The following is a 16,209-nucleotide window of genomic DNA, read 5'->3' as shown; positions in this document are numbered from 1 at the left end:
CTTCAGCCTTCAGTCTTCAGCCTTCAGCCTTCAGCTTACGCAAAAAAACAGGCCCGAATCAGGTTCAAGCTATAATTCACCAACCCCTTTGTTTCTCCTCCAGCTCCAGTGAGTGATACCTAACTTGTTGATTTTATAGTTCAGAGATCTTGGTGAAATGCCAAGTTGCTGGGCAGCTTTTTTCTGAACCCAAAGGTTACTTTCCAGGGCATCGAGAATTGTCTTGTATTCTGATTCATCAAGCCTTTTACTTTTAGATCCCTGCTTTACCCTGGCCACCACAGCTTCATCAGGACTCAACTGAATTGCGCTGTCCCTGATTACCGGTCCGTTTTCCAGAAGTACTGCCCGCTCTATAACATTGGACAACTCTCGAATATTTCCTGGCCACGGGTATTCTTTGAGCTTCTGCAGAGCCCGGCTGCTGAAAGCCTTAATACTCTTACTGGTTCTGCGACAGATTCTGGATAAAAGATGATCAGCAAGCAGTGGGATACAATCCTGGCGCAGAGCTAAAGCCGGCAAATGAATAGCCAGAACATTGAGCCGGAAGTAAAGATCCTGGCGAAACTCCCCTTCCCTGACCATTTCTGCAAGATCCTGATTGGTGGCTACTATGAATCGCACGTCAACCTTGATAGTTTTGTTGCCACCCAGCCGTTCAAAGGATTTTTCCTCAACTACTTGAAGAAATTTGGACTGAAGTCCTGGGCTCATTTCCCCTATTTCATCCAGAAAAACAGTTCCGCCCCTGGCCTGTTCCACGCGCCCCTTCCTGGTCTTGACCGCGCCTGTAAAAGCACCCTTTTCATGACCAAAAAGCTCGCTTTCAAGCAGAGTTTCAGGAATATTGGCGCAGTTTATTTTAACAAAGGGCTCAGCCTTTCTAAGACTGTTAAAATGTATGGCACCTGCCAGAAAACTTTTTCCGGTGCCTGTTGCACCAGTGATGAGAATATTGGCATCTGAACTGCTGTACTTTCTGACCAGCGACATGACAGCCTTCATGGAAGGACTTGCAGCAATAATCTTGTCCAGATCATAAATTACATCCTGCTGCCGACGTAAGTAGTCGATTTCATCCTTGAGTCTGGTTTTTTCCAAGGCTCTGTCCACTACAAGCCTCAGTTTTTCCCCGGAAAACGGCTTGGACAGAAAATCAAACGCACCGGCTTTAACCACTTTTACAACCCAGTCAGCATCTTCTTTTTCGCTGGTGACAATAATAGGAGAGTCATGCAGATGTTTGGAAAGAGTATTCAGAGAAGTCAGATTCTCTGCTCCTCCAGCATTCAAATCTATAATCCCCAGATCAAAGCTCTTTTGGGGATAAGAATATTCCAATTCCTCCACATGGTTGCACAAACTCAAGTCATATGAAACTGGGAGAGAGTCTTTAATGAGATTCTGGTAATCCTGATTTTTATCAATAGATATGATACTGGTCATATATGAATTCAATTGTTGTTTTTTTACTTGAGTATAAAAAGTTATCAGTTATCTGTTAGTTGTTAACAGTTAAAGAAATAAACATCGCGATTTCAGGAGTCTAAGTGTGAAGCACTTCAGGATCTGTAAAGTTAATAATAGTGCAATAAATCCAAAAAGTTGCATGGCAGCTTTTGACTGTCCGGTTTTTAAGAGGTTTCAGTATACTTGAGAGCTAAAATTTACGACCATTCAAGCATAAGTCAAGCTTTCCCGCAAAAAGGAAAAAATCAGTTCTTGCTTTTCAGTTTCCGAGTACTTATGTTGAATGGTTCATCCAAAATAATAAGGGAGCACACCCATGTCCAATAAAAAACCTCATATTTCCCTGCCCGCTGACAAGCTCATAACCAGAGTGCTGCGCATGAGCCAGGAAAACTTCAATTCCTGGCCTGAATCTGTTCGCGATCTTGCTTTAAGCTTAGCTGGTGAGCTGTTTTTAATCAGATACAATCCATTTATCAACCCTGATCTTGTGCAGCAAAGCGTATGGGCCAGACTCAACTCTGAGAGATCCACCCTGTCTCCTCAGTATTTTCAGGACATATCAACACGCTTGGAAAAATACTGGCAGGAGTTTATTGCCGACCAGGAATTCAAGGGCCAGGTCATAAGAAATCTGAGCAGGCATCTCCTTAGAAATAATATTGTTACCACTCCTAATAATCTCATTGAATGCGCGACTGATGCCACGGATCTGCGTATGGAACTGCCCATGATGGTTCTTTTTCCTGAAAACACAAAGGAAATTCAAAGCATTGTCAAACTTGCCAATGAAATGGGCTTTTCCATAGTTCCCAGGGGAGGAGGGTCAGGACTTACTGGCGGAGCTATCCCGGCTACAAGGCGCAGTGTGATCCTGAGCTTGAGCCGGCTGAAAAAAATAATTGACATAGACAAAGACAAACTTGTGCTGCACGCACAGACCGGAGTCATCACCTTAGACGCTATAAAAGCCGCAGCAAAACAGGATCTGCTGTTTACTGTAGATCCTGCTTCCAAGGCTGCTTCTTCCCTCGGTGGCAACATATCTGAAAACGCAGGCGGTCCTTTTGCATTTGAATATGGAACTACTATTGATAACATATTAAGTTATAAAATGGTCATGGCCAGCGGAGACCTCATTGAAGTGCGCAGGGTCAACCATCCTGGTCATAAAATCCTGGATCATGAACAGGTTAAATTTGAGGTCCTGGATGAAAATGGAAAGGTTACTGACACCATCATCCTTGGGGGAGCAGACATACGAACTCCTGGACTGGGAAAAGATGTGACCAACAAGTATCTCGGAGGTCTTCCCGGAATCCAGAAGGAAGGTGTGGACGGCATTATTACTGAAGCCAGCTTTACCCTGCACCCCATGATGGCCTTATCCAGGGTGCTGTGTCTGGAATTTTACGGTCATTCCATGCACAACGCTATGCTGGTCATCAAGGATATTGTAGGGCTCAGGGATAAAATCAGAAAGACTGGTGATCTTGTAAAGATTTCTGCTCTCGAAGAATTCGGATCCAAATATGTTCAGGCCATCGAGTATCTGAAAAAATCAGATCAATACGAAGGTGAACCAATTTCAGTGCTTATTCTGCAACTTGACTCCAACGACCTGGAAGCATTGAACCAGTCTGTAGAAAGCATTGTGGATATTTGCGCTCCCTATGATCAGGTAGATGTTTTTGTGGCAAGAGACGCAAAGGAAGCTGAGCTTTTCTGGGAAGACCGGCACAAACTCTCAGCCATTACCAAACGCACCAGTGGTTTTAAAATCAATGAAGACGTAGTCATACCCTTGGATGTCATTCCTCAATTTTCCGATTTTATTGAAGAGCTGAACCTGTATTACCTGGCTCTGGCTTACCGCAAGGCTCTAAATAAAGTTCTGGATCTAAGTGGAGTGGATATGGATGACGAGTTCATCCATATGGAACTGGATGTAGCCATGGGAGTGCTCAAAAACAAAACCAGTAAGGATAATCTGCCAGAGCAGGTATTTCATGTCCAGATCGGGTTCTTTTTCCAGGACCTCAAGGGACGATACCCTGAACTTAGGGAAAGCTTAGAGGCCATCCTGGCTGAACTTAACAACACCCGCATAGTGGTGGCAAACCATATGCACGCCGGGGACGGCAATTGTCATGTAAACATTCCAGTCAATTCCAATGATCCTGATATGATGCACCTGGCAGAAGAGGCCGCAGGCAAAGTTTTTGAAGAGGTTCTGAAACTTAATGGACAGGTATCCGGCGAGCACGGCATCGGTATAACAAAAATCGGTTTTTTATCATTAGAAAAAATTGCGGCCCTGAAAGATTACAAAGCTGTCATAGATCCTCGTGATGTATTCAACCCGCAAAAACTTGTACGCAGGGATCTTCCGGTACATCCCTACACTTTCTCCTTTAACCAGCTTATTGAAGACTTAAGCAAGACTGGCCTGGAGGAAAAGGATCGTCTCATAAACCTGTTACGCAGTATCCAGACCTGTTCACGCTGCGGCAAATGCAAGCAGACCTGTCCCATGTATCTGCCCCAGAAAGGCCTTTTATTTCACCCAAGAAACAAGAATATTGCCATGGGAGCACTCATTGAAGCCCTTTATTACACCCAGATAATTCAGGGTGATCCAGACTCGGAAGTAATCGGGCATTTAAGACGTATCATGGAACACTGCACTGCCTGCGGCAAGTGTACCCAAGCTTGCCCAGTCAAGATTGAAAATGCCCGAGCAGCTCTTGAAATGCGCTCTTTTCTTGATCTCAACAAGGCATCAGGTCATCCTGTAAAAAACAGGGTGCTTAAATATTTAAGCAATGACCCTCAGAAAAATATCCCAAGAGCTGCAAAGCTGGCCGGAATCGGACAGAGAATCCAGAACACCGCACTTGGCATTGTACCTTCTTTCTGGCGAAAGAAACTGACCAATCCTCTGCTGCGGGATAAATCTCCAGGAATTGGTCTGCGTAATTTGTCTGATGCGCTGCGTCTTGATAAAAATAATATCTTTATTCCAGAACAAAATGATTCACAGCAGACGGTAATTTACTTTCCTGGATGCGGTGGCAGCCTGTTCTACCGGGATATCGGCATGGCTGCAGTGGCTTTGCTTTTAAAATCCGGAACCAGCGTAATTCTTCCCAGCGCTCATTTATGCTGTGGCTATCCATTGCTGGCCGGAGGATGCGGTGAAAGCTTCATTAAAATTCAGGAAGGAAACAAGAAGACTCTGCGCCGTCTACTGCATACTGCAACAGACCAAGGCCTTGAAGTCGGGCATATCCTGACTTCTTGCGGTACATGCCGCGAAGGGGTGAGCGATTATCATCTGAAAGGTAACGCTGGCGATCTCGTGCATAAGGATGTGACCCAATTCCTCTTAGAAGTTCTGCCTCCGTCAACACAAAAGGTTAGTGAGCCCCTTCTTTACCATCCAGCCTGTCATGCCGAATGGACCGGGGTCAACTCTTTAAAGGCTGGAGATATATATGCAGAAAGGCTGGGCAGTTTCCTGAATGCCAGTGTGGAAATAAGCCCGGGATGTTGTGGAGAGTCAGGACTTGGGGCCATGACCACACCACAGATATATAACCTCATCCGGAGCAAAAAACAGGAAATTCTGTCTGAACAGCTGCCCCGCTACACCGAGAATTCCACTTTTATAGTGGGATGTCCTTCATGCAAAATTGGAATCAGTCGAAGCATAAATGAACTTAAGCATAAAATATTGGTGCTGCATACCTTAGAGTTCCTGGCAGAATTATTTTTCGGACCTCAATGGCAAAAGAAATTGTTGAAGCAGATATCTCAGGGAAAACGTAATGGCTCAGTTGTGCAAACGCTGTCTTGGGATTGATTTTGGAATCAAACGCGTGGGCCTGGCCATCAGCCCGGCTGACTCCAGCATGGTTTTCCCCCTGAAAACCATTAACCGCACCACACGCCAGAAGCTTTTTCAGGAACTATTGGAAGTCATTGTTCAACAGAAGATAGATGCCATCGTCATTGGTTTACCTGTTCTTCCTGACGAACAGGACAGTGAAACTTTAAGACAGGTCAGGAACTTTCGGGAAAGCCTCGTTAGAAGGGTTGATTTACCAGTCTTCATGGTCAATGAAGCCTTTACCTCGGCAGAAGCAAGGGCTATACTGCAAAAGATGAATATGCCAGCGGAAAAAATCAGGCAATGTCTGGACCAGGCAGCTGCAATGCTGATCCTGGAAAGCTTCAGAGCTGACAGTGACTAAGGCTGATAGCATACAACACCTTTTTTCGCGACCCCGCACAGAAAATGAGGCTCTTTTAACTACGCATAAAGACACATTATTTTGACATAAAAGATATGAAAAAAATACTGATAATAACATTTGTTGCAATTTTGCTGTTCTGCCTGGCAGGTGCAGGTTACATTCACCACCTGATAACCATGTCCAACAGCGAGGTAAGTGAACAGGCTTACATTACCATTCCTACCGGGCAGGGTTTCAAGACAACGGCTGCACAGCTTTACTCTCAAGGGCTTATAGTCAATGAACCGGTCTTTTATTATCTTGGAAGGTTTTCCGGACAGTCTACAGAAGTCAAGGCTGGTCATTTTCAAGTTGATAAAGCATGGAATATGCTCGAAATTCTTGAACATCTTACAAAAGGCCGGGAAGCTCTTTTGCGTCTGCAAATTCCTGAAGGTCTTACATGGTGGCAAACAGGCAGGTTGTTGGAAGAAATGGGCCTGGTTAATTATAACGAATTCAAGACATTGGTCCATGACCAGGATTTTCTGAAAAGCCATGGATTTTACGGACCTACTGCTGAAGGCTTTCTATATCCCGAGACCTATTACCTTTCACCTACACGCGATACTGGAGCCAGACGGGTAATGGGTATTTTATTCGACCAGTTCTGGGCCTCTACCCGAAATTTCTGGCAGGATATGGACTTTGAAGAAATATATGAGTTTATCAACCTGGCCTCACTTATAGAAAAAGAAACCGGAGCCAGCCATGAAAGGGAAATAATATCCGGAGTTTTCCATAACCGCGTTGCCCGCAACATGCTCCTGCAATGTGATCCCACAATTATTTACGGTATTGGAGAAAGTTTTGAAGGCAGGATAAGAAGGTCGCAGTTAGATGATGCGGATAACCTCTATAACACATACATTCACAGGGGTTACCCACCTACACCCATTTGTTCCCCGGGACTGGCGTCCATCAAGGCCGCCTTAAACCCCAAGCAACATGACTATTTGTATTTTGTATCCAGAAATGACGGTACACATCATTTCAGCACTAACCTTCGAGAACATAACCGGGCTGTACACAAGTATCAGAGAAGCCGCTAATATGGTAATAGTTCAGCCATTTATAAAGCAGGGGCCAGGCACCCCGGATCCAACTCGTACTTCACCCGGGCGGCCCGGGACCGAACCTGCGAGTAACAGTCTTTAAAGTGGAGCCTGCATCCTGCAGGCTATTTAATTCCAGGCGGCTGGAAGCCGCCTCCACCTTGAAGAACAGTTCCATTCCCAGGCTCCAGCCTGGGGGCGTTTTTCTCTTGCGGCTCCAGCCGCTTCTTAAAATGTTGCTGGAGCTACAAAAAAAGAGGTGTAATAGCCTCAACACGAGATTGCTTCGCTTCGCTCGCAACAAGGATTGCCGCGCTCGCCCCAGTTGAATGGCTGCGCCTACACTGCGTGTATTCAACGAGGTAAAAAGACTCGCTCGCAATGACACCTGAGTTGTCAGGGATGTAGTTGCTGAAAACCTGTCACCCACGAGGGAGCCTAAGCGACCGATGCAATCTGTATGGTAAAAGCATAATGCCTTGATTTTATTATCAAAACGATTATAGTTACTTGTAAGCTTTCCGGAAGCTCTTCAAAATTGACACAGCAAAAAAGGTAAAAAACTACTTATTCAAGAACTTTTTTCACCTTGCTGATGAGTTCAGTCAAATCAACCGACTTGACTACATAGTGATCAGCTGCAATGGATTTCAGATCATGCTGAAAGCTGTCGTATGCAGTACACAAAATAACCGGCAACTCCTGATCCTGGGAACGGATTTCCTGTAAAAGGTCAAGACCTGATCGGTCATGACCGAGCTTAATATCGAGCACCACAAGATCTGGCTGCACCTTATCAACAATCTGGAGAATTTCTTCAGTTCCGTCAGAGGTGAATACTTTATAACCAATACTCTCAAATTCTTCCTGATAAAGCATTCTAATGTGAAGTTCGTCATCAACCACTAAAATTTTCTTGCTCATAATTTTCTCTCCTATGGGAGCTGTTATCGGTCATATTTTGCTATTTATTTTGTTTCGAACTGATATTCCCTGACTTGCATAAGGAAATTATATGAAAACCAGGCACAAGTCCATGCAAATAATTCTTGAACCCGAAAATACCAAAAGACAAATTTTTGGAGCTGCAACCGTGCTAAGTATGTTAAACAAGCTGGGGCTCAAGTCAACCCAGGCTTTGGTCATTCGAAACAATACTCTGCTCACACCAGATGAAAAAATCCACCCGGATGATGAAATTACCGTTCGCGTTGTTGCTTCAAGGGGATAAACATGAAATGCACAAGATGCAAAGAAAAGGCAGTGGTTGCCTTACCAAGCCATAATGCCGGCTTTTGCCCTCCGTGCTATCTGAAGTTTTTTCAGAGGCAGGTGGAAAAAGCCATCAAAGCTCAAAAACTTTTCACCTTTGATGATAAAATTCTTGTAGCCTTAAGTGGAGGCAAAGATTCACTGGCCCTGGCAAAACAACTTAAAGATCTGGGCTATGACATAACCGGACTGCATATTGATCTGGCTATTCCTGAATCCTCACCCATTGCCCGTGGATATGTGGAAAGATTCTGTACTATGTACGATATAGAAATGCATGTTCTGGAAATGGATGCATTAGGTTTGCCCATACCACGTGTCAAAGAAAAAATCAGAAGACCTGTCTGCTCGGTGTGCGGTAAGATAAAAAGATACTATTTTAATAAGCACGCCCTGGACCATGGATTTACTGTCCTGGCCACAGGACATAACTTAGATGATGAAGCAGCCAGACTCTTTTCCAATGTTTTCAGATGGGATGCCGCCTACCTCGGTGATCAGGGGCCGGCACTTCCGGCTGAAAAAGGTTTTGCACGCAAAGTAAAGCCATTATTCCGTGTTTCAGAGTTTGAGACAGCCAATTACTGTTTTATTGCAGGTATCGACTATGGCTTTGCGCCCTGCCCGTACAGCAAAGGCGCAAGCTTTACCTTTTACAAAACCATTTTGGATGAGCTGGAACATAAACAACCTGGCCGCAAAATAAGCTTTTATGAAGGTTTTCTTTCCAAAGGAAGAAAGGCCTTTGCAAGACAGGATCAGGATGAAGGGGTTTTACCCACTCCATGTTCGCAGTGCTCCTACCCAACATCAGAAGATGTTTGTGGTGTCTGCAGGATCAGGCAAAACCTTGGCACTTAAAACTACAGCGATAGTAATTGTTTAGCTTTTTTTATGAAAAAAGGGGACAGGAACTTTCGACTATTTAGAAATGATCTGCCGATAGTAAACAACATCTGCCCCCTGACCTCTGACTTCTGACTTCTGACCTCTGATCTCTGACTCCAACTCAACCCTGTATAGCCTGAACCACAAGATCACCCATTTCCTGACATCCCACCTGCTTCATGCCTGAAGACATGATATCTCCGGTGCGATAACCCTGGGCCAGAACATTTTTAACTGCAGCCTCCACAATTTCAGCTTCGGCATCAAGAGAAAATGAATGCTTGAGCATCATGGCTACTGACAGGATGGTGGCTAAAGGATTGGCCAGATCTTTTCCGGCAATATCCGGGGCCGAACCGTGGATAGGTTCATACAGGGCCGGTTTTTTGTCTCCCATGGAAGCTGATGGCAACATACCGAGAGAACCGGTAATCACTGCCGCCTCATCAGATAATATGTCTCCAAACAGGTTGGAAGTCACAATGACATCAAACATGGATGGATCACGCACAAGTTGCATGGCTGCGTTGTCTACGTATAGATGACTGAGTTCAACATCCGGATACTCGCCGGCCACCTCAATCACCACCTCGCGCCAAAGCTGGGAGACATCCAGAACATTGGCCTTATCCACTGAACAGACTTTGGAACTTCTTTTGCGCGCTGCATCAAAAGCAACTCTGGCCACCCTTCTTACTTCATCCTCGGAATAAATCATGGTGTTAAAAGCAACGCGCCTGCCATTGCGGATTTCCTCTCCCCTGGGTTCGCCAAAATAAACTCCGCTGGTCAGTTCACGCACCACAAGCAGGTCAATACCATTAGACACAATATCAGGCCTTAACAAAGATGCCTGTTTAAGCTCTGGAAAAAGTATGGCTGGACGCAGGTTTGCAAACAGATCAAACTCTTTTCTTATACCCAGCAGCCCCTTTTCAGGGCGGATGGATTTATCAATATCATCCCACTTGGGACCACCTACTGCTCCAAGCAAAATGGCATCCACATCAGAACATGTGGATATGGTTTCTTCAGGTAACGGAACTCCTGTCTGGTCTATTGCTGCACCGCCTATAAGACCATAACTTATTTCAAGGTCATGTTGGTACTGATCACAAACTTTATTCATAACCTTTTCAGCCTGAACCATAATTTCCTGGCCAATGCCATCACCGGCCAGAACACATATTTTCATATTCATATTAAAATATCCTTATGAGTTGATGTATATAAATATTACAACAATGAGCTTAATTTTCTATAGAGTTGAGCCTTGCCTTATAAGCTCTTCACCCGGGTGGCTCGAGACCGAACGTGTGAGTAACTTGAAATAGCCTCAACGCGAGATTGCTTCGCTTCGCTCGCAACAAGGGTTGCCGCGCTCGAAGACTCGCTCGCAATGACACCTGAGCTGTCAGGGATGTGGTTGCTGAAAACCTGTCATTGCGAGGGAGCCTAAGCGACCGAAGCAACCTGTATCGTAAAACCGTAATGATCTGAATTTATTACATATACGATTACATATACGATTCCATTTACTTAGAAGAAACTAAAAAAAGAACCCCGAATCCGTCATCCCGGACTCGAGCCGGAACCGGGGTGACGGTTATAGCAGATTTTTTTACTCTTTATCGTCATTCCGGCGAAAGCCGGAATCCAGGTTTGGGTATAAATTACTCACAAGTTCGGTCCCGGGCCGCCCGGGTGAGGAGCTTACAAGTAACCTTAAGCAACCTTTTTGCGAACATACTCAACAAGCCCGCCGCTGGTCAGGATTTCCGTCATAAATTCAGGCACAGGAAGACTTTTAATGACCTCATTGGTGGTTTTGTTCTGAATGGTGCCGGATTTGGCATCTACTTCCAGTTCATCACCATCAGAAATTCTTTCTATGTCATCGCCAATCTCTAACAGCACAAGCCCCATATTAAAGCCATTGCGGTAAAAGATGCGTGCATAACTGTGAGCAATGACCACGGGCATTCCCGCGCCAAGAATGGCAATGGGAGCATGCTCTCTCGATGATCCACAACCAAAATTCTTGCCTCCTACCAGGATATCTCCTGCATTGACCCGTTTTACCCAACCCTCCTCAAGACCTTCAAAACATTTTTGACCCAGCTCTTGTGGATCCGAGGTGACCAGAAACCTGGCTGGAATTATGGCGTCAGTATCAATGTGATCGCCCACTTTATGGGCTTTGCCTGCGTATTTCATATCTTACTCCAAGATCAATGGTTATTGTTAAGAGTTATACCTTCTCAGGATGAATAATCTCACCCGTTAGAGCAGCAGCTGCAGCTGTAATTGGTGAGCCAAGATAAACCTCGCTTTCTAAGCTGCCCATCCGACCTTTAAAGTTTCTGTTGGTAGTGGCGAGACATCTTTCCCCGGCTGCCAGGATGCCCATATGACCGCCAAGGCATGGCCCGCATGTGGGGGGGCCCACAATGCCGCCGGCTTGGGCAAAAATCTTTATCAAGCCCTCATCCAAAGCTTGTTCATAAATCCGAGGCGTGGCAGGCAGAACAATAAATCTTACATCCTTATGCACTTTCCTGCCTTTGATAATTTCTGCAGCTGCCCGCAGATCACTGATGCGTCCATTGGTACAGGAACCAAGCACAACCTGATCCACCTTCACATTTTTCAGCTCTTCCACAGGCTTCACATTGTCCGGCAGATGTGGACAGGCGATTTGCGGAGACATGCCGCTGACATCGATATCAACTACTCGAAAATACTCAGCTCCACTGTCTGGATAAATTTCTTCAGGATCAGCAAATCCGCTATCAGTACAATAAGCTATTGTTCTGGAATCGGCAGGAAAAAGCCCTGCCTTGCCTCCGGCTTCAATGGCCATGTTGGCCATGGTCATTCTGGCTTCAATCTCCATTTCATCCACAACCGAACCTCCGAACTCGAGAGCTCTGTACAATGCTCCGTCCACACCTATAACACCGATGAGATGCAAGATGAGATCCTTGGAAGTGGTAAATTTTTCTAAATTGCCCGTAATATTAACCCGTATGGTTTCCGGAACCTTGAACCACGTCTCACCAAGCGCCATGGCACCGGCGATATCAGTACTGCCCATGCCTGTGGCAAATGCCCCAAGACCTCCATAAGTACAGGTGTGACTGTCAGCACCGACTACTATATCACCTGGACCAACTAAGCCCAGCTCAGGCAAAAGAGCGTGCTCAACTCCTGAATTACCGCCTTCGTAATAGTGCAAAATATCCATTTCTCTGGCAAATTCGCGTACCTTTTTTACCTGCTCGGCAGAATCAATATCCTTGTTAGGGGTAAAATGATCACAAACCAGAGCAATCTTTTCACGATCAAAAACTTTTCTGGCTCCCATTTTTCTAAAAGAATCAATGGACAATGGAGCAGTAATATCATTGGCCAGCACAAGACTGGTGCTGCACTGTACAATATTTCCCGCAACTCCGACCTCCTCTGAACAATGTCGTTGCAATATCTTCTGAGCTAATGTCTGTGCCACAATTTCATTCTCCTTATTTTAATGTCATTCTAACAGGTATGTTTCCGGGGCTCGTAGCAAAAATATCCTGTAATTTCCTATTTTGACCCTAAGCTGAACCCCGGAGAAATGCAGCCCACATGCCTCATGCAAAGGGCTGTTACCTTTTTGTTTGCAGTATTATGGGGTGACTGAGTCATAATAGCCAACATCACTTCTCGGGTCACCTTCCTTTTTTGCCAGTCTGTTCAAGGCATTGATATAAGCCTTGGCGCTGGCAACAATAATATCTGGATCAGATGCTCGCCCTACTGATGTCATGGCATTTTCTTCCAGCTTAACAGTGACTTCACCCTGGGCGTCAGTGCCACCGGTTATGGCATTTACTGAATAGCGTAAAAGCTTGGGGTGTCTTTCCACAAGCCGATCAATGGTATTGAAAACTGCGTCAATGGGACCTACGCCAAAATCTGAAAGCTGCTTTTCCTCGCCCCGTACCTCCATCCTGAGTGCTGCTGTTGGGATGGCCATATTTCCAGACATGGAACTCAGATATTTAAGCTTGAACCTGTCCGGTATCCTGTAAACCTCTTCCAGGACAACAGCTTCCACATCTTCGATAAATACCTGCTTTTTCTTATCTGCAAGGTTCTTGACTGCCTGAAAAACCTGGGTCAACTGCTCTTCTGTAAGCTTATAGCCAAGTTCGTCCAGTTTACTCTTGAGAGCATGTCGGCCTGAATGCTTGCCTATGACAATATCGCTGGATGACTTTCCAATGCTGTCTGGTGTCATTATTTCATAGGTCTGTCTGTTTTTGAGCATGCCGTCCTGATGAATGCCGGACTCATGTGCAAAGGCATTTGCTCCAGTAATGGCCTTGTATGGTGGAATAGGCTGACCGATAATCATGGAAAGCAATCTGCAGGAAGGGTAAATCTGTTGAGTGTCCACACGGGTCTCAAGATTGTAGTAATCCCTGCGGACATTGAGAGCCATAATTACTTCTTCCATGGCAGCATTGCCAGCCCGCTCTCCTATGCCGCTTAAAGTTACCTCAGCCTGTCTGGCACCTGCCTTAATGGCAGCCAGAGTATTGGCTACTCCAAGCCCAAGATCATTATGACAATGAACACTGAATATTGCTTCCTGGCTGTTGGGAACATTATCAATAAGATACCTGATAAGCTCACCATATTCCTGGGGCTGCGCATAACCAACTGTATCCGGAATATTGATGGTGCGGGCACCAGCAGCTATAGCCGTTTGCACAACCTGGGCCAGAAAAACAGGCTCAGAGCGTGAAGCATCTTCAGCGGAAAACTCAACATCCGGACATAAACCAGCAGCATAAGACACTGCCTCTTTCGTCATTTCCAGAACCTGATCACGGTTTTTTCCAAGCTTGTATTTCATGTGAATATCTGATGTAGCAATAAAGGTATGAATCCTGGGGGATACTCCGCCTTTAATTGCCCCCCATGCAGCGTCAATATCACTTTTCACTGATCTGCAAAGGCCTGCCACACTGCAATCCTTGACTGCTTCTGCAATTTTGGCCACTGATTCAAAATCTCCCTGGCTGGCTGCCGGAAAACCAGCTTCAATGATATCTACTCCCAGTCTTTCTAACTGCCTTGCCAGACGGACCTTTTCTCTCATGTTCATGGTGGCGCCCGGAGACTGTTCTCCATCTCGCAAAGTTGTGTCAAAAATATAAATTCTGTCAGACATTGTATATCTCCTGATTTTTAATTAATAGTTGAACGTTATCTGTTAATAGTTATCTGTTAATAGTTAGTTGTTAATAGTTATTCGCTAATTGTTAATTGATGTCCGGTGATGGTTATTCCCGGTTCTATCTGTATAAACTAAATTTTGCCTGAAATCTTGTAGATGTCAATTTTGATTGAAATTTAAACTGTGTCTTACCTTCCAACATTCCCATATAGCAGGATTATAATCAGCCCTTCAAACTTTCAAACCTTCATCCTACAACCTACAGCCTACAGCCTTCATCCTACAACCTACAGCCTACAGCCTTCAACCTTCAGCCTTCAGCCTTCAGCCTTCAACCTACAGCCTTCAGTCTAAAACATTCAGCCTGAATCTTCCTGCCTGAAAAAATAACCAAAACGGTTGATATGAGAGTATATTAACTATTATGAGAGCGCCTTTCGGGCTCCCGTAGATTGGCTGGCTTGCGTAGAGGAAGGTACAGGTAAGTGTAGATAAGGCCGGAAAAAACATAGGTAATAAAAAACAGAAAAAGAATAAACTTGGGCTCCGAAGCAACAAGCACAAAAATCATAATGGCTGTCACTATGGAAGAAAAGGGATGCAGCCGGACCATTTCAAACTCTTTAAAGGAAGCGTACTTAACCTTGCTGATCATGAGAAGACCCAGCACAAAGGTCAACATTAATGTGGCCTTGGGAAGTATTACTTCAGCAAAACTATGAGGCAGATAACTGCTGAAGAGAATAAAAGCTGCCAGAGTACAGGCTGCAGCAGGAATGGGCAGACCGACAAAAAACTTTTTAGGAGAACTTTTGGTAATGAGATTGAACCTGGCAAGCCTGAGGGCTCCACAGGCCATGAATAAAAAGGCCACAGCAAGACCAGCCTGATCAAAACTGCCAAGCTGCCATAAATACATTGTCAGAGCAGGACAAACTCCAAACGAAACAAGATCGGAGAGAGAGTCAAACTGGATACCAAAATCTGATGAGGAATTGGTAAGTCTTGCTATTTTACCATCGAGTCCGTCAAAAACACAGGCTCCCAAAATTGCTATGGCAGTGAGGTGAAAACGACCTTCTATTGCCCATAAAATGCCCATAAAACCAATAAACAGGCTGGCTGTTGTCAGCAAGTTGGGCAGGATATAAAAACCTTTATGTCGGGGGCCAATTTTCTGGGTCATTGATTTTATTATGCAATAATTGGAAACTATGTGTTATTTTCGCTAAAGTTCCTGATGAGAGCATTAAGCGTTAAAGGCAATTGTTTAAAATTTCGAGCTAATTGCTTCTCAAACCCCTTATGCGCTTAGCAAGTACAGTCTGGCCAGCAAAAGCTTTATCTCCTTTATCTACTACAAGATCATAGCCCTTTGGCATATAAAGGTCAACCCTGGAACCAAATTTAATCAAACCATATCTCTCGCCCATGGAAAGCTGATCTCCTTTTTCGGCCAACGGTACTATTCTTCTGGCCACAAGGCCTGCAATCTGGACCATGGTCCATTCATCACCATTTTCATCTGAAATTTGCCAGGCGCACCGCTCATTATCTGTCGAAGCCTTGTCAAATGAGGCATTGATGAATTTTCCCGGAAAATATTTGATGCCCTTGATGGTTCCGCTGACAGGCATCCTGTTCACATGAACGTTGAAAACATTCATAAACACACAAATGGTCTGTCTGCTCTCCCCGCTGAAAGGATCGCGCATATGTTCAATTTTAATTATTTTACCATCTGCCGGTGCAACCACAACACCCGTCTCATCCGGTACAACCCTTTCGGGATCGCGAAAAAAATTTAGGACCAGACCGGTCACAACCAGACCTGTCAGGGCTGCCCACCACCAGCCAAGAATAGCAAAAACCAGAGTACACAGCACTACCATAATAATGGCATTCAGCCCTTCCCATCTAATTTGAGTTTTTGAATCTATCATAATTTTTCCAAACAGTGATAATTTACAGGTAACTTGTAACTATCAAGATA

Annotated in this window: 13 protein-coding genes; 5 read left to right on the top strand and 8 right to left on the bottom strand. The window is 44.9% G+C overall.

The features are described from left to right. Positions 1 to 69 precede the first annotated feature (69 nt). Positions 70 to 1,449 carry a sigma-54-dependent transcriptional regulator gene (locus tag LZ23_RS18720; RefSeq protein WP_045216684.1) on the bottom strand — a complete coding sequence of 460 codons (1,380 nt, stop codon included), beginning with the start codon at positions 1,447 to 1,449 and terminating at the stop codon, positions 70 to 72. Positions 1,450 to 1,789: 340 nt separating this feature from the next. Between LZ23_RS18720 and LZ23_RS18715 the strand changes: the two genes are divergently transcribed. The 3 genes from LZ23_RS18715 (at position 1,790) to mltG (ending at position 6,823) form a co-directional block, all read left to right on the top strand. Then, positions 1,790 to 5,338: an FAD-binding and (Fe-S)-binding domain-containing protein gene (locus LZ23_RS18715; RefSeq protein WP_045216682.1), complete on the top strand. Its 3,549-nt coding sequence runs from the start codon at positions 1,790 to 1,792 to the stop codon at positions 5,336 to 5,338. Continuing rightward, positions 5,304 to 5,729, top strand: a complete 426-nt coding sequence (gene ruvX, locus LZ23_RS18710) for a Holliday junction resolvase RuvX (RefSeq protein ID WP_045216681.1) — start codon at positions 5,304 to 5,306, stop codon at positions 5,727 to 5,729. Before LZ23_RS18715 ends, ruvX begins: the two co-directional genes overlap by 35 nt. Positions 5,730 to 5,824: 95 nt before the next feature. After that, on the top strand, positions 5,825 to 6,823 hold the full coding sequence (gene mltG, locus LZ23_RS18705) for an endolytic transglycosylase MltG (RefSeq protein WP_045216679.1): 999 nt from the start codon (positions 5,825 to 5,827) through the stop codon (positions 6,821 to 6,823). 570 nt (positions 6,824 to 7,393) lie between these two features. Here the strand turns inward: mltG and LZ23_RS18700 are convergent. Further along, positions 7,394 to 7,750, bottom strand: a complete 357-nt coding sequence (locus LZ23_RS18700) for a response regulator (protein WP_045216677.1) — start codon at positions 7,748 to 7,750, stop codon at positions 7,394 to 7,396. A 91-nt stretch (positions 7,751 to 7,841) separates the two neighbouring features. Between LZ23_RS18700 and LZ23_RS18695 the strand changes: the two genes are divergently transcribed. Both LZ23_RS18695 and LZ23_RS18690 read left to right on the top strand, forming a co-directional pair. Beyond that, positions 7,842 to 8,057, top strand: a complete 216-nt coding sequence (locus LZ23_RS18695) for a hypothetical protein (protein WP_232300543.1) — start codon at positions 7,842 to 7,844, stop codon at positions 8,055 to 8,057. Between the two features lie 2 nt (positions 8,058 to 8,059). Next, the gene (locus LZ23_RS18690) at positions 8,060 to 8,959 is read left to right on the top strand and encodes a PP-loop family protein (RefSeq protein WP_045216676.1); all 900 of its coding nucleotides are present in this window, start codon (positions 8,060 to 8,062) and stop codon (positions 8,957 to 8,959) included. 148 nt (positions 8,960 to 9,107) lie between these two features. On the opposite strand, the gene leuB is transcribed toward LZ23_RS18690, so the two are convergent. From leuB to LZ23_RS18660, 6 genes are all read right to left on the bottom strand, one after another. Further along, positions 9,108 to 10,187 carry a 3-isopropylmalate dehydrogenase gene (gene leuB / locus LZ23_RS18685; protein ID WP_045216674.1) on the bottom strand — a complete coding sequence of 360 codons (1,080 nt, stop codon included), beginning with the start codon at positions 10,185 to 10,187 and terminating at the stop codon, positions 9,108 to 9,110. 524 nt (positions 10,188 to 10,711) lie between these two features. After that, positions 10,712 to 11,203 (bottom strand): 3-isopropylmalate dehydratase small subunit, encoded by a 492-nt coding sequence (locus LZ23_RS18680; RefSeq protein WP_045216672.1) that lies wholly within the window; start codon positions 11,201 to 11,203, stop codon positions 10,712 to 10,714. A 34-nt stretch (positions 11,204 to 11,237) separates the two neighbouring features. Next, positions 11,238 to 12,497 (bottom strand): 3-isopropylmalate dehydratase large subunit, encoded by a 1,260-nt coding sequence (gene leuC, locus LZ23_RS18675; RefSeq protein WP_045216670.1) that lies wholly within the window; start codon positions 12,495 to 12,497, stop codon positions 11,238 to 11,240. Between the two features lie 159 nt (positions 12,498 to 12,656). Next, positions 12,657 to 14,210: a 2-isopropylmalate synthase gene (locus LZ23_RS18670; RefSeq protein WP_045216668.1), complete on the bottom strand. Its 1,554-nt coding sequence runs from the start codon at positions 14,208 to 14,210 to the stop codon at positions 12,657 to 12,659. Positions 14,211 to 14,631: 421 nt separating this feature from the next. Further along, positions 14,632 to 15,402, bottom strand: a complete 771-nt coding sequence (gene pssA, locus LZ23_RS18665) for a CDP-diacylglycerol--serine O-phosphatidyltransferase (RefSeq protein WP_045216667.1) — start codon at positions 15,400 to 15,402, stop codon at positions 14,632 to 14,634. 97 nt (positions 15,403 to 15,499) lie between these two features. After that, entirely contained in the window at positions 15,500 to 16,159 is a 660-nt protein-coding gene (locus LZ23_RS18660; RefSeq protein ID WP_045216665.1) for a phosphatidylserine decarboxylase family protein, read from the bottom strand. Positions 16,160 to 16,209 lie beyond the last annotated feature (50 nt).

This window comes from Desulfonatronovibrio magnus, assembly GCF_000934755.1.
GTDB lineage: Bacteria > Desulfobacterota > Desulfovibrionia > Desulfovibrionales > Desulfonatronovibrionaceae > Desulfonatronovibrio > Desulfonatronovibrio magnus.
The sequence above is the reverse complement of the archived record's forward strand: the minus strand, read 5'-3'. Positions and strand labels throughout refer to the sequence as shown.